Raw genomic sequence first — 21,593 nt, forward strand, 5'->3', positions numbered from 1 at the left:
AGTGGATTTTTTGCTGCCAATTTCCTTCCACCACAACCAATTGCCGAGTGTATTGCACGATTTTCTCGACGTAATTCTTAGGTATGTTCACCTCTGTTACCAGCCAGAAGCACAGGGTGAACCAGATCAACAACGGCCAGTACCTGGTTTTTTCTCAAGTACGGGCTCGGACACATCGTTTTATCGGTTATGACAGGAAGGCGCGCAGATGAAGCGTAAGCAGCACAGCATGAGGCGAGACCGTCGCTCGCGCAACGTGAAGGCGGCTCGTCGTGGTCGTGTGGTCGGCCTAGGTACCGCCGCGGGTGCGTTGCTGACCGCCACCATGGCACCGGTGGTTGCGCCTTCCGCGCAGGCGGGGGTGCTGGACATGATCATCAACCCCATCATCCAACCCCTCATCGGCACCGTCAGCACCGCCGCTAACGCGGGCACCACCGCCATGAACGGCCTCGGCGCGGGTGCACTCGCGGGCCTGCAAACCGGTGCCCTCCAAGGCCTCACTAACAGCGTCAACGCCAGCGCGGCGGCCTTCCAGGGTGTGCATTCGGCTGCCCTGGCCAGCATCACCAACAGCCTTAACGCCAGCGCCGCCGCCTTTAACACCGGCGGCCTGAACGCGGCCATCGAAGGCATGCATGCCAGCGCGGCCGCGGCCCTTAGTGGTGGCGGGCTAGACGCGGCGGTCGCTGCGGCGAACTCACCTAAGGCCGCGCTGAACAACCTCGTCTACAACACGTTCGACAGCTTCTATGGCGCGGTCTACACCGCCGGCCAAACCTGGATAGCCAGCCCCACCGGCCAACAAATCGACGGAGTCATCAACACCCCGTTCGTCGCCCTGTTCGGGCGCGACCTGATCGGTAACGGCGTCAACGGATTCACCGGCACCAACACCTCACCATTAGGGCAATGGCTGCCCGTCGGCAACCTCGGCTCTGGCGGGTTCTTGTTCGGCGACGGCGGCGCCGGCGCGGCCGGTACCGCCACCAGCCCCGCCGGCGGTGTGGGCGGTTCGGCCGGGCTGATCGGCAACGGCGGTATAGGCGGCGCCGCTTTCAGCCGCGTCGGCGCCGGCGGCAACGGCGGTAACGGCGGTTTGCTGATGGGCAACGGCGGTGCTGGTGGCGCCGGTTTCAGCGGCAGCATACCCGGCAGTGCCGGTAACGGCGGTTCCGCCGGCCTCCTGTTCGGCAACGGGGGCGCCGGCGGTGTCGGTGGCAACGGAAACAATAAGGGGGGCAACGGCGGCGTTGGCGGTAACGGGGCCTGGCTGGTCGGCAACGGCGGCGCTGGCGGCGCTAGCGGCGCTGGCAGCAGCCCAACCAGCGGGCAGGGCAGCGCGGGTGGCAACGGCGGGTTCGGGGGGGTACTGGCCGGCAACGGGGGTAACGGCGGCAGCTCGTGGAACGGCCCTGAGGTCTACAGCAACCCCATCTTTGGTGGTAAGGGCGGCTACGCCGGGCTTTTGGGCCTAAACGGTGCGGCGGGCAGCACGATCCGCGGGTGATGGCCTCCCCTTACGTCCACGAATACCTAGACCACTAATCAGTAAAGGAGCAACACACATGCAACAGCTAACAGCCCTTCGGCCCCTGGTCGCCGCGGGTGCCGCGGCAGTGGGTGCCAGCCTGATCGCCCTGACACCGGCAGTCTCCAACAATGTCGCCGCCGACCTGCACCGCAGCGCCGCAGACATCCAGCAGCGGGCGGTGCAGCTGCTGAGCACCGACGATCCCGGGGTGGTCAACCCGATCCAAACCTGGATCAACGTCTTCACCGGCGCGGCCGCCAACCTACAAGCCGATTACGCGTCGGCGACCGCTTATGGTCTTGCCCCGGTGCTAGAGCAAGTCCTCGCGAACCAGGCCCACAACTACGGGACCCTGGTAATTCCCGGCTTCCAAGAATCCGCGCTACGCCTAGTTAACCTCTACACCGGAGCGGGAGCTGGAGGTTTCTGGCCGAGGTTGTTTCAGGGAATCTCCCAAGTCGGGCAGGGGGACTTCACGGACGGGTTTTTTAACATAGCCAACGATGGTCTCCCGGCGTTTCTCAATTCGTTTGGTCTCCCGCTACAAGACCTTTTGCCTCTGCTTCCGCAGGAGTTGGAGAATTTGCCGAACGCCGTGAATTTCCTGCTAGGCAACGCTTACGTGTATTTGACCGGGCAAGTCGGTCTCTTCTGGCCGGGGTATCTTGGGTATGCTCTGGGCTCGGATGTCCAGCTCGCTTCTGATGGGTTTGCCTCTGGGGACCTGCTCGCGGGGGTGACCAACTTGCTCAATATTCCGGGCGCATTCGCCGGGCAGTTCCTCAACGGTTTCACATCCTCCTTCACCGACGGTTTTGTTCCCGGTCTCCTCAGCCCGTCCACCAACATCGCCGGGGGTTGGACCGGGGGTGGCTTGTTGTATTTCTTCACCACGTATGTCCCCCAAGGTACGGCGAACTCGATCGTTTATCCCGGTGCGCCCAATATCGTGCAGGGTGGAGATCTCGCGGCGACGGTCCAGCAATTTCTGGCCCAAGCGTCCTCACTTTTCGGTTTTAACAACCCAATTACCAATCCTATCCCCAGTAACGTCGTTTGGGCGTGGCCGACACCGCAGACAGTCCTCAATCAGCTGATTAATCTCTTCCAGGCGTACGCCGGTGTCGGTGGTTTGGCTAGTGCGGCCACTGGCGCAAGCGCGGCGTTTGCCGCTCCGGCCGGGGTCGTGGGGATTGCTCCGTCGATCGCGGCCAACCTCTCCGGTCTGGCTCCGTCGATCGCGGCCGATTTCTCGGGGATTGCTCCGTCGCTCGCGGCTGAGATCGGTGGTATAGCTCCGTCGCTGGCGACGAACCTTGCCGGGACGTTGGCGCCTCAGCTGGGGACACTGGCGGCTCACCTCCTTACGTCGCTGTTCTGAGTTGCAGTGCGGGTCTGCTCGCCCAGCGCCGGTGGCAACCACGCCGGTGCTGGGCGGGTTGACCCGGCCCGCAGGAGATCCGGTAGCGGAGGTACCGATGAGCAATATCACCAGCATGGCGAGCCTGGCACTGGCAGAAGACTGGTGCCCACCAGGTGCGTACGCGGGTGCCGCCCTGGCCCGCGAGCGTCGAGAGGTGCTCGACTGGGCGCAAGCGCGTATCGACGAATTGATCGGTTTAGCCGAAGCCAAAGAACACTTCAGGATGTGGCGCACCGCACTGGAGAGCGACGGCGGCGCAGTCAGGGAAAACCACCTGGTGTTCCTCGGCGCACCCGGCATGGCGAAAAAGACGTTCGCCCGGGTGATCGGTGAGGTGTTGTTCGGCTGGGGCATGATCACCCGCCCCGAGGTCACCGTGATCAGCGCCGCCGACATCGCCACGGACGGTCCCTTGGGCAGCCCGGCCCGCAGGGTGCAGCAGGCCTGCACCCGCGCCCGCGGCGGGGTGCTGTTTATCGACGAGGCCCACCAGCTGGCCCCCGACACCGACGACCCCTCTGTAGGGGTAGAAGCGATCTACGCCCTATTGACCTGCATGGCGGCCTACCGCAACGAACTCGTGGTCATCCTCGCCGGCTACCCCCGCCCCATGCAGGACTTCTTAACCGTCCATGCCGGGCTGGCCGCCCGATTCCCCTTCACCATGACCTTCACCAGCTACACCCCGGAAGACATGGTGGATATTGGGCGTCGCTTCGCCGCTAGAGAACGCCTCGTGGTCCACGACGCGGCCTGGGAGCTGCTGGGCACCGAAGCGGCCCGGTTGCAGTCGATCCCGTACGGCAGTGGCACATTGCTCGATGCCGCCGGCAACGCCCGCTACGTACATGAGGTGGTCGGAGTGTGTCAGCGGGCGTGGGTCCGCAGACTGCACCGGTGTGCACCCAACCGCCGCGACCTCAGACAACTCGTGCGTATCGATCCTGGTGTTCTTCAGGTCAGCACCGCCGACATGGAACGCGCGATCACCGCAGCACACCCCGCCATCGCCGTACCCACCTAAAACAGCGAAACCCTAACAACACCAACACCTTCAACAACCGGACACGTCGACTCACACAACACTGCAACTCGCCCGTAGCCCCAAACAGTCAGGCATGCTAAATTTCACAGCCGCCGCCGAACCGCGCCATGTCGTGAGCGCCGGCGCGATGGAACTAACGCGGCATCAGCATTGCAAGAACCGCTACGCGCGGCAAACCATGTACGGGGGACATGTCGATGCAGCCGGCCAGCCACGCCGACGGCGGCTTGCCGTTGCGGGGCTGGCAGCGCAGGGCGCTGGTCAAGTACCTGGCCGCCCAGCCGCGAGACTTCCTGGCCGTCGCCACCCCGGGTTCTGGGAAGACGACGTTCGCGTTGCGGGTGGCCGCCGAGCTGCTCGCCCACCGCGCCGTCGACCAGGTCACCGTCGTGGTGCCCACCGAGCACCTCAAGGTCCAGTGGGCGCAGGCCGCCCAGCGGCACGGCCTTGCCCTGGACCCGCGATTCTCCAACACCAGCCCGCAGACCTCGCCGGAGTATCACGGCGTGATGGTCACCTACGCCCAGGTCGCCTCGCACCCGACCCTGCACCGGGTGCGCACCGAGCAGCGCAAGACCCTGGTCGTCTTCGACGAGATCCACCACGGCGGCGACGCCAAGACCTGGGGCGAGGCGATCCGCGAGGCCTTCGGCGACGCCACGCGCCGAGTTGCCTTGACGGGCACTCCCTTTCGCAGCGACGACAGCCCCATCCCGTTCGTCACCTACACGGCCGGCGCCGACGGGATACTCCGGTCGCAGGCCGACCACACCTACGGCTACGCCGAAGCCCTCGCCGACGGCGTGGTCCGGCCGGTGGTGTTCCTCGCCTACTCAGGGCAGGCGCGCTGGCGGGACAGCGCCGGCGAAGAGCACGCGGCGCGGCTGGGCGAGCCGCTGTCCGCCGAGCAGACCGCGCGGGCGTGGCGCACCGCGCTGGACCCGGCCGGCGAATGGATGCCCGCGGTGATCGCGGCCGCCGACGAACGGCTGCGCCACAAGCGGGCCCACGTGCCCGACGCCGGCGGCATGATCATCGCGTCGGACCGCACCGCCGCCCGCGCCTACGCCGCCCTGCTGACGAAGATGACCTCGGAGGCGCCCACGGTCGTGCTCTCCGACGACCCGGGATCGTCGGCCCGCATCACCGAATTCGCCGAGGGCACCGGCCGGTGGCTGGTCGCGGTGCGCATGGTCTCCGAAGGCGTCGACGTGCCCCGGCTGTCGGTGGGCATCTACGCCACCAGTGCCTCGACGCCGTTGTTCTTCGCCCAGGCCATCGGTCGGTTCGTGCGGTCGCGGCGGCCGGGCGAGACCGCGAGCATCTTCGTGCCGTCGGTACCCAGCCTGCTGCAGCTGGCCAGCGAATTGGAGGCGCAGCGCAACCACGTGCTCGGCCAGCCGCACCGGGAAGCCGACGATCCCCTCGATGGCGATCCCGCCGTCCGGACGCAGACCGAGAAGAGCGAAACGGACACGGGCTTCACCTCATTGGGAGCCGACGCCGAACTGGATCAGGTCATCTTCGACGGGTCCTCGTTCGGCACCGCCGCCCCGGCCGGCAGCGACGAGGAGGCCGACTACCTCGGCATCCCCGGCTTGCTCGACGCCGAGCAGATGCGCGCCCTGCTGCACCGGCGCCAGGACGAGCAGCTGCAGAGGCGCGCCGCCGCCGCGCAGGGGACGCTTATGCCGCCGGTCTCGATGCATGGCCAGCTCCGCGATCTGCGCCGCGAGCTCAACACCCTCGTCTCGGCAACCCACCACCGCACCGGCAAACCGCACGGCTGGATCCATAGCGAACTTCGCCGTCGCTGCGGAGGCCCACCGATCGCCGCCGCCACCCGCGAGCAGATCCAGGCCCGCATCGAGGCGTTGCGGCAGCTGAATTCCGAGCACTCGTGACCGGGAAGCCGAAAAGCCGTCAACCGCGGCGACTGACACACCCACGTCACCAACGTCAGATCGCTCTGTCGTTATGACGGTGCGTCACTGGCAAAACAGCTGGTAGAAGTCATCGGTTGAGCCAGGGGTGTGGTTTGGAACATGTCAGGTGACTCGCATCGGTGATACCCGATTGGGGTCCGGTGACACTCGAGTTATTGATCGTAAGCAGTACAACATGCGCATGCCATGCGCATGTGATAGTTTATGGCCATGGCAGTTGCGATTCAGATCAAAGATGTCCCCGAAGAAGTTCGCGACGCGCTGGCGGCCCGCGCCGAGGCGCGCGGCCAGTCCACCCAAACGTATCTGCGATCACTGTTGGAACGGGAGTACCAGGCGGGGCGCAACCGACAGCTCTTGGAGGCGTTGGCTGGTCATCGCAGCCTCGCTATGACAGCCGAGGAAGTGGCGACCGTCATCCGCGCCGACCGCGACGGGTGAGGTTCCTGCTGTGATCGTGGTGGACGCAGGCGTGCTGGTGTTGGCGCTCACGAGTGGCACCCCCCAAGGCGACGCGGCACGCGCAGTCCTGAACGGCGACGACGGCTGGCTCGCGCCGGCCCACATGCCGGGCGAGGTGCTACGCACCCTGCACAAGGCCGTATTGCGCCAGCAATTGAAACCAGAGGACGCCGAGGCCGCCGCCGAGGCTGTCGCCGCACTCGCAATCGAGTACGTGCTTCCCGATGCACTGCTCCTGCGCACCGTCTGGGCCTGGCGGCACAACATCTCGATCTACGACGGCCTGTATGTCGCTGTCGCCGCCGAACACTCCGCCGCCGTGATCACCCTCGACAGTCGGTTGGCAAGCGCCACTGATCAACTCGGTATACCTGTTGCGATCACTCTGCTGTAGGTCCGCCGGAGATACAGGGGCAGACGACTCGCATAACCAACAACACCAACCCACCCGAGGGCGACACGAGCTGAGAGACAGGTCGGCGTCAGGGGGCGCCCAATACCGCCAGCAGCTGCTTCTCCACCGCCGCTTGCGCGTCGGGGGCCCCGGCCGGCAACACGACGCAGAACACATCGGCCGCGGTCGACCCGAAGGTGTTGACCTTTGCCCAGACGATGTCGGCTCCCGCATTCTCCAGCGCCCGGGTCAGCAGCGCGAGCAGGCCGGGCCGGTCCATGGCGCGTACCTCCACCACCAGCTGGCCTTCGGCGGCGGTATCGAGCCACACGATGCGGGGCGGGGCGGTCGAGCGCGTGACGGGTACCCCCGCCAGCACCTCCCCCGCCCGCGCGGACGCCGGGCCGGCGGCCTCGACGGCACGCTTCTCCAGCGCGCCGAGCACATCGATGTCGCCGGCGAGGGCGCCCACGAATTGCTGACGCAGCAGTTCGGCCCCGGGCGGGGAACCGAAGTGCGGTGACACCACGAATTCGGTGATCGCGACGCCCTCGTGGCTATTCACGGTCGCCGAATGGACTCCCAGCGAGTTCAGCGCCAGCACGGCGGCGGCTTTCGACATCAATCCCCGCTGGTCCGGGGCCACCATGACCGCGTGATACGTGCGCGCGCTGTCACCCGGCGTGATCTGCACATGCACGCCGCGATCGGCCGCCAGCGAAAGGTATTGCGGCGCAGCGGGATCGACCCGCGACAGCGGCTCACCGGCCATCACCATCCGGCAGCGACGCACCAGGTCCTCGATGAGGGACGCCTTCCATTCGCTCCATACGCCGGGGCCGGTCGCCTTAGAGTCGGCCTCGGTCAGCGCGTGCAGCACCTCCAGCAGCAGCGGATCCCGACCCAGCGTTTCCGATACGGCCTCAATCGTTTTGGGGTCCTTCAGATCGCTCCGGGTGGCCACCACCGGCAGCAGCAGGTGGTGGCGGACCAGCTTCGACACGAACTCGGTGTCCGCGGGCGAAACACCAAGCCTGGCACCGACTTCCAGGGCCATCTCGGCCCCGAGCACGCTGTGATCGACGCCCCTGCCCTTGCCGATGTCGTGCAGCAGCGCGCCCAGCGCAAGCAGATCGGGCCGTGCCACCCGGGTGGCCAGCGGCGCCGCGTTGACGGCCGTCTCGACCACATGACGGTCCACCGTCCACACGTGCGCGACGTCGCGCGGCGGAAGATCGCGAATCGCGGCCCATTCCGGCATCAACCGGCCCCACAGGCCGGTGCGGTCGAGCGCCTCGATCGTCGCCACCGCGGTGGGGCCGGCCGAGAGGACAACCAGAAAGTCGTCCAATGCCTCACGGGGCCAAGGGATTGGCATCTCGGGGGGGCTGGCGGCCAGGCGGCTCAGAGTGGCGGCCCCGATGGGCAATCCGGTGTGGGCCGACGCGGCGGCAACCCGCAGCACCAGACCGGCGTCGGTCTGGGGCGAGGCATCGCGGGCGAGCACGATTTCTCCGGCATACTCCACGACGCCCTCGTCCAGGGGCCGCCGCTTGGGCCGTCGCACCAGGGCCGACACGCCGCGCCGCGGCAGCGCGTTTTCGGCGGTCCGCAGGCCCGTTTCGGCGTGGTAGGCGATGGTCCGGCCGGCGCCGGACAGCATGCGCGCCAGGTCGAACCTGTCGCCGAAATGCAAAGCCGCGCTGATCTCGTCGGCGAACTGGGCCAGCAACAAATCACGCCCGCGGCCAGACACCCGATGCAGCTCGGTGCGCACGTCGAGCAGCGTCACGTACGCCGCGTCCAGCGAGCCCGCCGGCATGTCCGGGTTGGCCATGCCGCGGCGGTCGATGAGCTGAGCGACCGCCAGCGCGTCGAGCAGCTGCACATCGCGAAGGCCGCCGCGCCCCGATTTCAGGTCCGGCTCGGCCCGTTGCGCGATCCGCCCGCAACGCTGCCAGCGGCCATACGTCAGCTGGACAAGCTCGTCCATCCGGGATCGAATCGCGCTGCGCCACTGCCGTCGCGCCCCGTCGATCAACTCGGCCGACAGCTGCGCGCCGCCGGCGATGTGCCGCGCATCCAGCATGCCCAGGGCCACCACCATGTCGGTGTTGGCGACGCCCAGCGCCCCGGACACGGTCCGCACGCTGTGGTCGAGCCGAACGTTGGCGTCCCACAACGGATACCACAGCCGATCCGCGACCCGCTGCAACTCATCCGCGGGCTTGTCGTCGTGCAACAGCATGAGATCCAGATCGGAATACGGCAACAGCTCACGCCGGCCCAGACCGCCGATTCCAACGATCGCGAAGCCGCTGTCGTCGGTGATCCCGATCTCCGCCGCCTTGGCGGTCAGCCACGACTCGTGCAGATCCAGCCAGGCTTGGCGCAGCCCGGCCGCGTCCAGCCCAAGGCCGTCCGACAGCAGCTGGCGCCGTGAGGCGGCCAAATCGCTTGCCGCGCAGCCTATCTTCGATACTCCGGACGGGTCGGGCCGGCTCGGGTTCATGACCTCCCGGCCCGCCCGGGTTGGATCAGCAATGTGCGGTTGGCGTCACAGGGCATCGGTCCCGCGTTCACCGGTGCGCACCCGCACGATGGTTTCCACCGGGCTGACCCAGACCTTGCCGTCACCGATCTTGCCGGTGCGGGCGGCCCGAACGATGCTGTCCACGACCTTGTCGACGATGGAGTCGTCCACGACGACCTCGATCCGAACCTTCGGCACGAAGTCGACCGAGTACTCGGCGCCCCGGTAAACCTCGGTGTGGCCCTTCTGCCGTCCGTAGCCTTGTATTTCGCTGACCGTCATACCCAGGACGCCCGCGTCCTCCAGGCTGGTTTTGACGTCGTCGAGGGTGAACGGCTTCACGATCGCGGTGATCAGCTTCATTTCTGCTCTGCCTCCACTCTCTCGCCAACTAACTCCCCGCCATTACGAGTGTCCTCCACGGTCACCCGGGGAGGAAGCACCGACCCCGTGACCACAGCGAAATCGTATCCGCTCTCGGCGTGCTCGGCCTCATCGATGCCCGAGGCCTCTTCCTCGGCGCCAAGCCGCAGCCCGATGGTGTATTTCAGGACCAAGGCGATGATCAGGGTGACGATGCCGGAGTAGAAGAGAACGGCGAACGCGCCGATCGCTTGGCGTTCCAGCTGCGCCCAACCGCCGCCGTAGAACAATCCCTTGGAGACGCCCGCGACGCCGTTGATGGCCGGGGACTCTGGAGCGGCGAGCAGACCGACCAGCAGCGTGCCCGCCAGACCGCCGACCAGGTGTACCCCGACCACGTCGAGCGAGTCATCGAAGCCGAGCCTGAACTTCAGCCCGACCGCCAGCGCGCACACCACACCGGCCACCGCGCCGACCACCAGGGCGCCCAGCACGTTGACCGACGAGCACGACGGCGTGATCGCGACCAGCCCGGCCACGATGCCCGACGCCGCGCCCAGCGTCGTGGCCTTGCCGTCGCGGATCCGCTCGGTGAGCATCCAGGCGAGCATGGCCATGGCCGTGGCGACGGTGGTCGTCATGAAGGTCGACCCGGCGACACCGTTGGAGCTGGTGGCCGAACCGGCGTTGAACCCGTACCAGCCGAACCACAGCAATCCCGCGCCGAGCATGACGAACGGCAGGTTGTGCGGGCGGAACAACGTCGTGGGCCAGCCGCGGCGCTTGCCGAGGACGATCGCGAGCACCAGGCCGGCCACACCGGAATTGATGTGAACCGCGGTCCCGCCGGCGAAGTCGATCGCGTGCAGCTTGTTGGCGATCCAGCCGCCGTGCTCGGACGCGAACCCGTCGAAGGCGAAAACCCAATGGGCGACGGGGAAGTAGACGAACGTCGCCCACAGCCCGGCGAACACCAGCCAGGCGCTGAACTTCAGCCGGTCGGACACCGCCCCGGAGATCAGCGCCACCGTGATGATCGCGAACATCAGCTGGAATGCCACGAACACCGTCGCGGGGAGGGTGCCCGCCAGCGGGATGTCGGTCGCCGCGGTGCCCTTGCTCGGATCGGCGGCCACGGCGTTGACGCCGATGAGACCCTTTAGGCCCCAGTAGCTTGTGGGCTTGCCCATCACGTTGCCGACGTCGTCGCCGAACGCGATCGAGTAACCGTAGAGCACCCACAGCACGGTGACGACGCCCATCGCGCTGATGCTCATCATGAGCATGTTCAGCACGCTCCTGGCGCGCACCATGCCGCCGTAGAAGAACGCCAGACCCGGCGTCATCAACAGCACCAACGCGGAACTCGCCAGCATCCAGGCGGTATCGCCGGTATTGGGCTGGCCCAGCATCGGGTATGTCACTCGCTCTCTCCTCCGGTCGGCCCGCACTTAGCCGTCAGACACGCGTCTGATGACCTGATCTGTGAACCTTGCGCAATGGTTGTTTCGGCGATGGGGCCGCCGTGTTTCGGTGGGATTAACGTCCCACTCGCCGTGTAAGGGCTTCAGCCGAGCAGGGCGTCCACGAACGCGGCGGGCTCGAACGGCGCCAGATCGTCGGGGCCTTCGCCGAGCCCGACCAACTTCACCGGCACCCCGAGTTCCTGCTGGACGCGGAAAACGATGCCGCCCTTGGCCGTTCCGTCCAGCTTGGTCAGCACCGCGCCGGTGATGTCGACGACGTCCGCGAACACCCGGGCCTGGGCCAGCCCGTTCTGCCCGATGGTGGCGTCGAGCACCAGCAGCACCTCGTCGACCGCGGCGCGGCGGGTCACCACGCGCTTAACCTTGTCGAGTTCGTCCATCAGCCCGACCTTGGTGTGTAGCCGCCCGGCGGTGTCGATGACCACCACGTCGGCCCCCGAGGCGATGCCCTCGTCGACGGCGTCGAACGCGACCGAGGCCGGGTCGGCGCCTTCGGCCCCGCGCACCACCTCCGCACCCACCCGGGAGGCCCAGGTCTGCAGCTGGTCGGCCGCCGCGGCCCGGAAGGTGTCGGCCGCGCCGAGCACGACGCGCCGCCCGTCGGCGACCAACACCCGCGCGAGCTTGCCGACGGTGGTGGTCTTCCCGGTGCCGTTGACGCCGACGACCAGCAGCACCGACGGGTGGTCATCGTGCGGCAGGGCGCGGATCGCGCGGTCCATGTCGGGTCGCAGCTCGTTGATCAGCACGTCGCGGAGCACGGCCTTGGCGTCGGCCTCGGTGCGGACGTTGCCGCCGGCCAGCCGGCTGCGCAGCTGCGAGATCACCGACGCGGTGACGACCGGGCCCAGGTCGGCGACCAGCAGCGTGTCCTCGACGTCCTGCCACGAGTCCTCGTCCAGGTCGCCGCCGCCGAGCAGGCCCAGCACGCTGCGCCCGAACGCGTTCTGCGACCTGGCCAGCCGCCCGCGGAGTCGCTCCAGGCGGCCCTCGGGAGGCGCGATGGCCTCGATTTCGGGGGCCTCCGGTGCGGGCGGTGCGGGTTCCGGGAGTTCGACGTCGGAGATCGTGCGCCGCGGGGCGTCCCGGGGAACGGTCGCGTGGTCGCCCACCGCGGGCAGCCCGCTGGTGTCGACGCCCTGGGTGAACGTGATGCCCGAGGACGCGGTGTAGCCGCCGGAGCGGTCGATGGCGTCGCGTTGCGGCCGGGCCAGGCTGATCTTCCGCCGGCGGTAGCGCACCAGGCCGAAGACCAGCGCGGCGATGACGAGCAGGACGGCTATGACCGCGATGGCGATCCAAAGACCTTGCGACACGCCGACAATCCTTCCAGCCGCGGTTATTCGGCGCGCTCAGGGGGCGCTGGGTGTGCGTCCTGGGCGTCGGGTGTGCGTCCAGGGCGACGAAATCGCCCGCCGAAATCCCGCCGTCAGTTCACAACGAAAGCCGTCAGTTCACATTCGAGCGTTCCCGGACGTCCCGGACGTCTCGGACGTCCCGGGCCTCTAGGTCGAGCTCGAGACCAGCTGCTCCACCTGCTGGCCGCGCATCCGCTGGGAGATCACCGCGGTGATGCCGTCGCCCTGCATGGTCACGCCGTACAGCGCGTCGGCGACCTCCATCGTCGGCTTCTGGTGGGTGATGATGATGATCTGCGACCGGGCCCGCAGCAGTTCGAACAGGCCGATCAGGCGGCGCAGGTTGGTGTCGTCGAGCGCGGCCTCCACCTCGTCCATGATGTAGAACGGCGACGGGCGGGCCCGGAAGATCGCCACCAGCATCGCCACCGCCGTCAGCGCCTTCTCGCCCCCGGACAGCAACGACAGCCGGGTGACCTTCTTGCCCGGCGGCCGGGCCTCCACCTCGATGCCGGTGGCGAGCATGTCGTCGGGGTCGGTCAGCCGCAGCCGGCCCTCCCCGCCGGGGAACAGCACGGTGAACACGTCGGCGAATTCGCGTTCCACATCGGTGAATGCGTCGCTGAACACCTGCAGGATGCGGGCATCGACGTCGGCGACGACGCCGAGCAGATCCTTGCGGGCGGCCTTGACGTCCTCTAGCTGGGTGGACAGGAAGTTGTAGCGCTCCTCCAGCGCGGCGAACTCCTCCAGCGCCAGCGGGTTGACCCTGCCCAGTTCGGCCAGCTCACGCTCGGCCCGTTTGGCCCGGCGCTCCTGGGTGGCCCGGTCGTAGGGAATCGGAGCGGGCGCGAAAACCTGCTCGCCGCGCTCGCGGGCCTGCTCGTATTCGGCCATCTCCAGGTCGGTGGGCGGCAGCTGATTCTCCGGACCGTATTCGGCGATCAGGTCGTCGGGCGACATTCCGAACTGCTCGAGCACCATCTGCTCGAGCTGCTCGATGCGCAGCGCCGCCTGGGCGTTGGCCACCTCGTCGCGGTGCAGCGCATCGGTCAGGGTGGCCACCCGGGCGCCCAGCGCGTTCACCTCCTCGCGCACCGCCGCCATCGCCGCCGAACGCCGCTGGCGTTCGGCGACCAGCGCGTCGCGGATCGCCGACGCCGCGTCCACCACCCGATGCAGCCGCCCCGCCAGCAGCCGGCCGGCGTCGGCCACCGCCGCCGCCACGGCGGCCGCCCGCAGTCGCGCCGCGCGCGCCTGCTCCGCGCGCAACCGCGCCTCGCGTTCGGCGGCGGCGGCGCGGCGCAACGAATCCGCCCGCCCGCGTACCGCGTTGGCTCGTTCCTCGGCGGTGCGCACCGCAAGCCGCGCCTCCACCTCGACGCCGCGGGCGCTTTCGGCGGCGGCGGCGATGCGCTGCCGGACCTCCGCATGGCTGGGCTCCGTCGCGTGCACGTGCTGGGTCTGCTGGGCGTTGCGCAGCCGGGTTTCGAGTTCGGTGACCTCCTCGAGGGTCTGCGCGCGCCCGGCCTCCCACTCCTCGCGCTGGCGCAGCAACCTGGTCCGGTCCTCTTCGGCCGTGCGGGCCTCCTGTCCGAGCCGGCCCAGCTGCTCGTACATCGCCGAGATCGTGGTGTCGGATTCGTTGAGCGCGGCCAGCGCCTGTTCGGCGGAGTCCTGACGGGCGGCCTGCTCGGCCAGCGCGCCGGACAGCGCCGCGGTCAGCTGAGCCACCCGCGCCTCGGCGGCGGCGAGTTCGCTGCCGGCCCGGTCGATTTCGGAGGTGAGCTCCAGCGTGGACAGTTTGCGGTCCGAACCCCCGCTCACCCAGCCGGCGCCCACCAGGTCACCGTCGAGCGTGACCGCGCGCAGCTCGGGACGCGCCGCCACCAGATCCAGCGCCTCGCCGAGGTCGTCGACCACCGCGACGCCCGACAGCATGGCAATCATCGCGCCGCGCAGCCGCGGGGGCGCGTCGATCAGGTCGAGCGCCCACGAAGCGCCATGGGGCAGCGCGGCGGCCGACGCGGGCGGATCGGCCGGCCAGTCGCCCAACACCAGGGCGGCGCGGCCGCCGTCGGCTTCCTTGAGCGCGGCCACCGCGGAACGGGCCGCGCCGAAGCTTTCAGCGGCCAGCGCGTCGGCCGCCGACCCGAGGACCGCGGCCAGCGCCGCCTCGTAGCCGGACCGGACCTTGACCAACTTGGCGATCGGGCCGAATAGGCCTGTGCCGCCGCGGTTTTGGGCAAGCCAGGCCGCGCCGTCCTTGCGCTCGAGCCCCACCGAGAGCGCGTCGATGCGGGCCCGCAGCGAAGCCACTTCCCGTTCGGCGCCCCGCTCGGCCGATTGCAGTTCGGCGACGCGTTCGTCGGCCAGCCGCAGCGCGGTGATGGTCCGCTCGTGGTGCTCGTCAAGGCCCATCTCGCCCTGGTCCAGTTCACCCACGCGCGCCTGCACGGTTTCGTATTCGGCTCGGGTCCGCTGCGCGCGGGTGGCGGCCTGTTCGATGCGGTCGGACAGCCGCGCGACGCTGTCGTCGATCGATTCGATGCGCGTCCGCATCGTCTCCACCTGACCGGCCAGCCGCGCCAGTCCCTCGCGGCGGTCCGCCTCGGCCCGCACCGCCGCCAGATGGGCCCGGTCGGCCTCGGCGGCCTCGCGCTCGCGCTCGGCCAGTTCGGCGCGCGCGGCGTCCAGGCGGGTGCGCGCCGCGGCCAGCTCCGCCAGCAGCTGACGCTCGGCCGCCTCGACCTGTTGCGCCTCGGCTTCCAGCTCCTCGGGTTTCCTGGCGTCCGCATCGCCGGCCGTCGCCGGCTCGACGTCGAGGTGCTGGGCGCGTTCGCTGGCGATGCGCACGGTGGCGGCCACGCGCTCGGCGAGCGCGGACAGCCCGAACCAGGTGTGCTGGACCGACTCCGCCCGGACCGAGAGCTCGGCCAGCGCGGTCTCGTGCGCGGTCAGCTCCTCGGTGGCGACCGCCAGGCGGGAGGCGGCCTCGTCGTGCTCGCGGCGCATGGCGGCCTCGGCCTCGAAGATGGCGCCGCGCTCGGTCTGCCGGCCGACCAGGTCGTCGGCGGCCAGCCGCAGCCGGGCGTCGCGCAGGTCGGCCTGGATTTTCGCGGCCCGCTGGGCCATTTCGGCTTGACGCCCGAGCGGTTTGAGCTGGCGGCGCAGCTCGGTGGTCAGGTCGGTGAGCCGGGCCAGGTTCGCCGACATGGAGTCGAGCTTGCGCAGCGCCTTCTCCTTGCGCTTGCGATGCTTGAGCACGCCCGCCGCCTCTTCGATGAACGCGCGGCGATCCTCGGGTCGCGACTGCAGGATCTGGTCGAGCTTGCCCTGCCCGACGATGACGTGCATCTCGCGGCCGATTCCCGAGTCGCTCAGCAGCTCCTGGACATCCATCAAACGGCAACTGCTGCCGTTGATTTCGTATTCGCTGGCGCCGTCGCGGAACATCCGCCGCGTGATCGACACCTCGGAGTACTCGATCGGCAGCACATTGTCGGAGTTGTCGATGGTGACGGTGACCTCGGCGCGGCCCAGCGGGGCCCGCGACGAGGTGCCGGCGAAGATGACGTCCTCCATCTTTCCGCCGCGCAGCGTCTTTGCCCCCTGCTCGCCCATGACCCACGCCAGGGCGTCGACGACGTTGGACTTGCCGGAACCGTTGGGCCCGACGACCGCGGTGATGCCCGGCTCGAAGCGCAGAGTCGTCGGCGAAGCGAAGGACTTGAAGCCCTTCAGCGTCAGACTCTTGAGGTACACGGCGTGCCAGACTACCGCTCAAATTGCCCGGACCCCGCTCACCGAGGGGTGTCGGATGGCCCCTAAACGGGCCCGCCGCCCGCGGGTCGACGCACTGGCCACAGCGGCCTCACGAGTCACTGAAAGGCGGGGCGGTGGGCGCCGCGGCTCCCGCGCGCCCGCGCGCCCGCGCGCCGCGCTCCGCGGCTCCCGCGAGCGTCACGCCAGCGTGGCAGTGCGCGCCGAGCGCCACGCTGGCGTGACGCTCGGCGCGGCGGGGCCGCCCGGCGCCGCCCGGCCCCGGCGGGCCGCCGCCTTTTCAGCGCTCGACGAACCCGGTGAAGCTCTCCGCTGTCGGCGAAAAGTCGGCGACGACGTTGTCGACGCGGCCCGGCCTGGCAGGCCACGAGGCGCCGCCCCGCAGCAGCTCCAACAGTTTCTCGCCGGCCTCGCGCGGTCCCTGCGCCACCACCAGCACGCGGCCGTCGGGCCGGTTGGCGGCGTACCCGGTGAGGCCAAGCTCGAGCGCCCGGCAGCGGGTCCACCAGCGAAAACCAACGCCTTGGACCGCGCCGTGCACCCAGGCGGTCAGCCGGACGTCAGGCTCCGGCATGGTTTGTCTCGGAGGCGACCTCGAAGTCGACGGTGGTGCCGGACTTCAGCGTGCGCCCTACCGTGCACACGGCGTCGACGGCCCGGTTGACGACGACCAGCACGCGTTGCTTCTCGTCCTCGGACAATCCGGACAGGTCGACCTCGAGGGTCTCCTCGAGCAGTGGATAGCGTTCCTGCTCGCGGTCCGCGGCGCCGGATACCCTGACCACCGCCCCGTAGTCGTCGCCGAGCCGGCGGGCCAGCGGCTCGTCGGTGGACATGCCGCTGCACGCGGCGAGTGCGATCTTGAGCAGCTCGCCGGGGGTGAACACCCCGTCGACGTCCTCGGAGCCGACGAGCACCTGCGCGCCGCGCGAGCTATGCCCCGTGTAGCGGCGCGATCCGGTGCGTTCCACCCACAGTTGCGTCATGCCTTCTTTCTACTTGACCCCCAGACTGACCCTCAGAGACCCCGTGAGCGTGCGCAGAATGTCACGCTGCGCCGGCGTGTCGTGTGCAAACACGCACGCTCGGCGCAAAAAAGTTAGGGCCGCCGCTGGCAGCGCGGGCAGTAGAACGACGAGCGGTTCATGAACTTCTCCCGGCGCATCACCGCGCCGCAGCGCCGACAGCCCTCGCCGTCGCGGCCGTAGGCGTCCAGCGAGCGGTCGAAGTAGCCCGACTCGCCGTTGACGTTGACGTACAGCGAGTCGAACGAGGTGCCGCCCTTGGCCAGGGCGTCGCGCATCACGTCGGCGGCGGCGTCGAGGACGGCGGTCAGCCGACCGCGGCTGAGCGTGGCGGCGATCCGCGCGCCGTGCACCTTGGCCCGCCACAGCGCCTCGTCGGCGTAGATGTTGCCGATGCCGGAGACGACGGTCTGGTCCAGCAGCTGGCGCTTGAGCTCGGAATGCTTGCGCCGCAACACCTTTACCACCGCGTCGGCGTCGAACCTGGGGTCCAGCGGGTCGCGCGCCAAGTGGGCGACGGGCAGAGGCACCACGCTGCCGTCCACGGTCACCAGGTCGGCGAGCATCCACCCGCCGAAGGTGCGCTGGTCGGCGAAGCTCAGCACGGTGCCGTCGTCGAGCAGCGCGGAGATGCGGACGTGGTCGGCGCGCGGCACCGCCCCCAGCAGCATCTGGCCGCTCATGCCGAGGTGCACGACGAGCGCGGTGTCGCCGTCGAGCAGCAGCCACAGGTACTTGCCGCGCCGATCGGTTCCGGTAATCCGCGCGTCGAGCAGCCGGGCGGTGAGGTCGGCGGGCCCGGCCTCATGGCGGCGCACCGCGCGGGGATGATGCACGCGCACCGCGGCGATCGTCTTGCCCACGATGTGGGCCTGCAAGCCGCGGCGCACCACCTCGACTTCGGGCAGCTCGGGCATCTAGTGATGATCGCAAGCGCGGCGAAGCCGGGCGAAGCGGGTCATCACCATCAACTTAGACGGGGGTTTTCCCCGCGGTGTCGAGCACGTCGAGCGCCTTCCAGGTCGCCGCCGCGGCCTTTTGCTCGGCCTCCTTCTTGGAGCGGCCCACGCCCGACCCGTATTCGGTGTCCATGACGACGACGATCGCGGTGAACTCCTTGTCGTGGTCCGGGCCCGTGGAGGTCACCACGTAGGACGGCGCGCCCAGGCCACGGGCGGCGGTCAGCTCCTGCAGGCTGGTCTTCCAGTCCAGCCCGGCGCCGAGCGTGGGCGCGGCGTCCAGCAGCGGGCCGAACAGCCGCAGGATCACCGCACGCGCCGTCTCGATGCCGTGCTGCAGATAGATGGCGCCGAGCAGCGACTCCATGCCGTCGGCCAGGATGCTCGACTTGTCGGCCCCGCCGGTGTTGGCCTCGCCACGGCCCAGGTACAGGTGGGCGCCGAGGCCCTGGTCGGACAGGTTGCGGGCGACGTCGGCCAGCGCCTGGGTGTTGACCACGCTGGCCCGCAGCTTGGCCAGGTCGCCCTCCGACCGGTCGGGGTGGCGATGGTAGAGCTCGTCGGTGATGGTCAGGCCCAGGACGGCGTCGCCGAGGAATTCCAGCCGCTCGTTGGTCGGCAGCCCGCCGTGCTCGTAGGCGTAGCTGCGGTGCGTCAACGCCAGCGACAGCAACTCGTCGGGCAGGTCGACCCCGAGCGCGTCGAGCAGGGCCTGTCGCGCGGTCACCGCTCGTCCCGCGGGGTGTCCGGCGCCAGCATGTCCGCCAACTTGGCCCACCGCGGGTCGACGCGGTCGTGGTGATGCCCGGGCTCGGCCGCGAGCGAAACGCCGCATTCGGGGCACAATCCGGGGCAATCGGGCCTGCACACGGGCGAGAACGGCAGGTCCAGCCCGACGGCGTCGATGATGGACTGCTCCAGGTCGATCGTGTCGTCGACGATGTGGCCCACCTCGTCGTCCTCGGTGGTCGCCTCGGTCGCGCTGTCCGGATAGGCGAAGAGTTCGGTCAGCCCGACGTGGACGCGCCCGTTGACCTCGGTCAGGCAGCGGGCGCATTCGCCGACGGTGGGCGCGGCGACCGTCCCGGTCACCAACACGCCCTCGGAGACGGACTCGACCCGCAAGTCTAGTTCCAGGGGGGCGCCCCGGTCGACCGCGATCATGTCCAAGCCGATGCGCGTGGGGCTGGGCACGGTGTTCCGCAGGGTGACCATGGCGCCCGGGCGCCGCCCGAGTCGGGTGAGGTCGACCGTCGTCGGCGCGGTGGAACGGCGCTGCGCCGTGTTGCTGTGCTGCCGCGTCATAGAAGGAATCCTACGGCGCACGCCGCGTAATGCCAGGGCGTTGACCGGCCGCTCGAAGCTACCGCGTCGCGTAGTCGTGCGTCCCGGCCGCCGTCCGGAGCTGGTGGCGACCGCGCCCGACGGACCGCAGCGTGCCGTTGAGGAACTCCTCGAACTCGGCGAGCTTGTTGTCGACGTAGATGTCGCACTCGCCCCGCAGCCGGTCGGCCTCGGCGTGCGCGGTGTCGATGAGCCGCGTGGATTCCGCGTTGGCCGCCTCCACCACGCTGTTCTGCGACACCAGGCGCTGCTGCTCCTTGATGCCCTCCTGGACGGCCTTCTCGTAGGAGATGTTGCCGTTTTCGATCAGCCGGTCGGCCTCGGCCTGGGCGCGGCCGACGCTGGCCTCATACTCGCGCTTTGCGGCGGTGGCGATCCGGACCGACTCCTCCCGGGCCTCGCCGACCATCCGCTCGCTGTGCTGGCGCGCCTCGGCCACCATCCGGTCCGCCTGCGCTTTCGCGTCCGAGAGGAGCCTGTCGGCCTCCGCGCGGGCGTGGTTGAGCATCGACTCCGACTCGGTGGTCGCCGAGGAGACCATGGATTCGGCGTGGGTCTTGGCGTCCTGCAGCATCGAATCGCGCGCGTCGAGCACGTCCTGGGCGTCGTCCAGCTCGCCGGGGATGGCATCTTTGATGTCGTCGATCAGCTCCAGCACGTCGCCGCGGGGCACGACGCAGCCGGCCGTCATCGGCACGCCGCGGGCCTCTTCGACGATGGCGCCCAATTCGTCCAGCGCTTCAAACACTCGGTACACGGCCATACCCTCCTGGCGTCTGCAAAAATCCTGTTGTTACCAGTGTGCCTGGTGTTACCTTTGTGACGGCGGTGGTACGGCCGGTGTGTCGGGCATTGGGCCACGCATCGTGGCAAACCGCACCCAAACCGCACCACAAATACGCATTCTTCCAGGACTTCCACCGCCGCGCCCGCGCAGGCCGGCCGGGCGGTCGATAACGCCGCGATACCCTGGGTCGGTGAACGGGCCCACGGACCGAGGCAACGACAACGTGACTCCACCGACGCTATATATCTTTCCCCACGCCGGTGGCTCGGCGAGTTTTTACGTCCCCTTTGCCAAGGCGCTTTCCCCGGACATGAAGCGAATTGCCGTCCAATATCCCGGCAAGAGCGATCGCGGCTTGACGCAGCTCAACAGCATTCCCGAACTTGCCGAAGAAATCTTCGACATGATGGCGCCGGCGGTCAAAACCACAGGTCGGGTGGCCTTTTTCGGTCACAGCATGGGCGGGCTGGTGGCCTTCGAAGTGGCGCTGAAATTCCAATCGGCCGGATACCCGGTCGACGCGCTCTTCATCTCGTCGTGCGCGGCGCCGGGCCACATCCGATACAAGGAATTGCGGGGATCCGACCACGAGATATTGAATCTGGTCGCCCGGGTGACCGAGACGAATCCCGAGCGCCTGGCAAATGATGCATTCGCCTCGAACATCCTGCCCACCCTGCAGAGCGTCCGGGCCATCGCGAACTACACCCGCCCGCCGGAGGTGACGGTCTCGTGCCCGATCCACTCGTTCGTCGGGGACAACGACATCATCGTCGCCGAGGAGAACATGGCGGCCTGGGCGGAGCGCACCACCAAGGAGTTCTCCATCCGGGTGTTCCCCGGGGACCACTTCTACCTCAACAGCAATTTGCCAGAGCTGGTGAAGGAGATCGAGGAGATAATCCTCGATCGACGCGGAGATAGTTAGCTGAACCGGACGCGCCCCGGGATCCTGCGGTCCGCCCGGGGTACTGACGCCCGTGACCTGCGGGAACGCGTGACACCGGTCACAGCCGTCCGCATCCGCCGCCATCCGGGGGCCGAACGGCCGCGCGAAACCTGTGGATTTTTCAAATACCACCACGGGACCACCCAAAATTGCATACGTTGCTTCGAGAGACGGGTGGTCCGGGGGTAACAATCGTCGCAG

General features: G+C 68.7%; 18 protein-coding genes. 7 read left to right on the forward strand and 11 right to left on the reverse strand.

Annotation, left to right across the window (positions count from 1 at the left end; genetic code table 11):
• Positions 1-208 precede the first annotated feature (208 nt).
• The 6 genes from G6N25_RS24070 to G6N25_RS02125 all read left to right on the forward strand — a co-directional run bounded on the left by G6N25_RS24070 (position 209) and on the right by G6N25_RS02125 (position 6,804).
• Complete coding sequence (locus G6N25_RS24070; RefSeq protein ID WP_158084890.1) at positions 209-1,510, forward strand: PGRS repeat-containing protein; 1,302 nt, start codon at positions 209-211, stop codon at positions 1,508-1,510.
• Between the two features lie 58 nt (positions 1,511-1,568).
• Positions 1,569-2,915 (forward strand): hypothetical protein, encoded by a 1,347-nt coding sequence (locus G6N25_RS02105; protein WP_142272685.1) that lies wholly within the window; start codon positions 1,569-1,571, stop codon positions 2,913-2,915.
• 97 nt (positions 2,916-3,012) lie between these two features.
• A complete protein-coding gene (locus tag G6N25_RS02110) occupies positions 3,013-3,981 on the forward strand; it encodes an AAA family ATPase (RefSeq protein ID WP_083074611.1) in 969 nt (322 codons plus the stop codon).
• Between the two features lie 218 nt (positions 3,982-4,199).
• Complete coding sequence (locus tag G6N25_RS02115) at positions 4,200-5,906, forward strand: DEAD/DEAH box helicase (RefSeq protein ID WP_083074628.1); 1,707 nt, start codon at positions 4,200-4,202, stop codon at positions 5,904-5,906.
• A 252-nt stretch (positions 5,907-6,158) separates the two neighbouring features.
• Positions 6,159-6,389, forward strand: coding sequence for a FitA-like ribbon-helix-helix domain-containing protein (locus G6N25_RS02120; RefSeq protein WP_071508895.1), 231 nt, complete (start codon positions 6,159-6,161; stop codon positions 6,387-6,389).
• Positions 6,390-6,399: 10 nt separating this feature from the next.
• On the forward strand, positions 6,400-6,804 hold the full coding sequence (locus G6N25_RS02125) for a type II toxin-antitoxin system VapC family toxin (protein WP_071508861.1): 405 nt from the start codon (positions 6,400-6,402) through the stop codon (positions 6,802-6,804).
• Between the two features lie 88 nt (positions 6,805-6,892).
• Here the strand turns inward: G6N25_RS02125 and G6N25_RS02130 are convergent, their stop codons facing one another.
• The 11 genes from G6N25_RS02130 to sepIVA all read right to left on the reverse strand — a co-directional run bounded on the left by G6N25_RS02130 (position 6,893) and on the right by sepIVA (position 20,413).
• Entirely contained in the window at positions 6,893-9,316 is a 2,424-nt protein-coding gene (locus G6N25_RS02130) for a [protein-PII] uridylyltransferase (RefSeq protein ID WP_083074610.1), read from the reverse strand.
• A gap of 45 nt (positions 9,317-9,361) precedes the next feature.
• Entirely contained in the window at positions 9,362-9,700 is a 339-nt protein-coding gene (gene glnB, locus G6N25_RS02135) for a nitrogen regulatory protein P-II (protein ID WP_003878721.1), read from the reverse strand.
• On the reverse strand, positions 9,697-11,112 hold the full coding sequence (locus G6N25_RS02140; RefSeq protein ID WP_083074609.1) for an ammonium transporter: 1,416 nt from the start codon (positions 11,110-11,112) through the stop codon (positions 9,697-9,699). Before G6N25_RS02140 ends, glnB begins: the two co-directional genes overlap by 4 nt.
• Before the next feature lie 155 nt (positions 11,113-11,267).
• On the reverse strand, positions 11,268-12,503 hold the full coding sequence (ftsY, locus tag G6N25_RS02145; protein WP_083074608.1) for a signal recognition particle-docking protein FtsY: 1,236 nt from the start codon (positions 12,501-12,503) through the stop codon (positions 11,268-11,270).
• A gap of 189 nt (positions 12,504-12,692) precedes the next feature.
• A complete protein-coding gene (gene smc, locus G6N25_RS02150; protein WP_083074607.1) occupies positions 12,693-16,310 on the reverse strand; it encodes a chromosome segregation protein SMC in 3,618 nt (1,205 codons plus the stop codon).
• A gap of 298 nt (positions 16,311-16,608) precedes the next feature.
• Positions 16,609-16,902: an acylphosphatase gene (locus G6N25_RS02155; protein WP_083074605.1), complete on the reverse strand. Its 294-nt coding sequence runs from the start codon at positions 16,900-16,902 to the stop codon at positions 16,609-16,611.
• The gene (locus tag G6N25_RS02160) at positions 16,889-17,314 is read right to left on the reverse strand and encodes an OsmC family protein (protein ID WP_083074604.1); all 426 of its coding nucleotides are present in this window, start codon (positions 17,312-17,314) and stop codon (positions 16,889-16,891) included. Before G6N25_RS02160 ends, G6N25_RS02155 begins: the two co-directional genes overlap by 14 nt.
• Positions 17,315-17,427: 113 nt before the next feature.
• Entirely contained in the window at positions 17,428-18,270 is an 843-nt protein-coding gene (mutM, locus tag G6N25_RS02165; protein WP_083074603.1) for a DNA-formamidopyrimidine glycosylase, read from the reverse strand.
• A gap of 55 nt (positions 18,271-18,325) precedes the next feature.
• Positions 18,326-19,039, reverse strand: coding sequence for a ribonuclease III (gene rnc / locus G6N25_RS02170; protein ID WP_083074602.1), 714 nt, complete (start codon positions 19,037-19,039; stop codon positions 18,326-18,328).
• Positions 19,036-19,617 carry a YceD family protein gene (locus G6N25_RS02175; protein ID WP_083074601.1) on the reverse strand — a complete coding sequence of 194 codons (582 nt, stop codon included), beginning with the start codon at positions 19,615-19,617 and terminating at the stop codon, positions 19,036-19,038. The genes rnc and G6N25_RS02175 overlap by 4 nt, the downstream gene beginning before the upstream one ends.
• A gap of 58 nt (positions 19,618-19,675) precedes the next feature.
• Complete coding sequence (gene sepIVA / locus G6N25_RS02180; protein WP_083074627.1) at positions 19,676-20,413, reverse strand: cell division protein SepIVA; 738 nt, start codon at positions 20,411-20,413, stop codon at positions 19,676-19,678.
• Between the two features lie 196 nt (positions 20,414-20,609).
• Between sepIVA and G6N25_RS02185 the strand changes: the two genes are divergently transcribed.
• A complete protein-coding gene (locus tag G6N25_RS02185) occupies positions 20,610-21,371 on the forward strand; it encodes a thioesterase II family protein (protein WP_232065905.1) in 762 nt (253 codons plus the stop codon).
• Positions 21,372-21,593 lie beyond the last annotated feature (222 nt).

Source organism: Mycobacterium heidelbergense, from assembly GCF_010730745.1.
Classification (GTDB): Bacteria; Actinomycetota; Actinomycetes; order Mycobacteriales; family Mycobacteriaceae; genus Mycobacterium; species Mycobacterium heidelbergense.

Coding starts and splice junctions, on each gene's coding strand:
- G6N25_RS24070 (WP_158084890.1), top strand. CDS start 209: ATGAAGCGTAAGCAGCACAGCATGAGGCGAGACCGTCGCTCGCGCAAC.
- G6N25_RS02105 (WP_142272685.1), top strand. CDS start 1,569: ATGCAACAGCTAACAGCCCTTCGGCCCCTGGTCGCCGCGGGTGCCGCG.
- G6N25_RS02110 (WP_083074611.1), top strand. CDS start 3,013: ATGAGCAATATCACCAGCATGGCGAGCCTGGCACTGGCAGAAGACTGG.
- G6N25_RS02115 (WP_083074628.1), top strand. CDS start 4,200: ATGCAGCCGGCCAGCCACGCCGACGGCGGCTTGCCGTTGCGGGGCTGG.
- G6N25_RS02120 (WP_071508895.1), top strand. CDS start 6,159: ATGGCAGTTGCGATTCAGATCAAAGATGTCCCCGAAGAAGTTCGCGAC.
- G6N25_RS02130 (WP_083074610.1), bottom strand. CDS start 9,316: ATGAACCCGAGCCGGCCCGACCCGTCCGGAGTATCGAAGATAGGCTGC.
- glnB (WP_003878721.1), bottom strand. CDS start 9,700: ATGAAGCTGATCACCGCGATCGTGAAGCCGTTCACCCTCGACGACGTC.
- G6N25_RS02140 (WP_083074609.1), bottom strand. CDS start 11,112: ATGCTGGGCCAGCCCAATACCGGCGATACCGCCTGGATGCTGGCGAGT.
- G6N25_RS02155 (WP_083074605.1), bottom strand. CDS start 16,902: ATGCCGGAGCCTGACGTCCGGCTGACCGCCTGGGTGCACGGCGCGGTC.
- G6N25_RS02160 (WP_083074604.1), bottom strand. CDS start 17,314: ATGACGCAACTGTGGGTGGAACGCACCGGATCGCGCCGCTACACGGGG.
- mutM (WP_083074603.1), bottom strand. CDS start 18,270: ATGCCCGAGCTGCCCGAAGTCGAGGTGGTGCGCCGCGGCTTGCAGGCC.
- G6N25_RS02175 (WP_083074601.1), bottom strand. CDS start 19,617: ATGACGCGGCAGCACAGCAACACGGCGCAGCGCCGTTCCACCGCGCCG.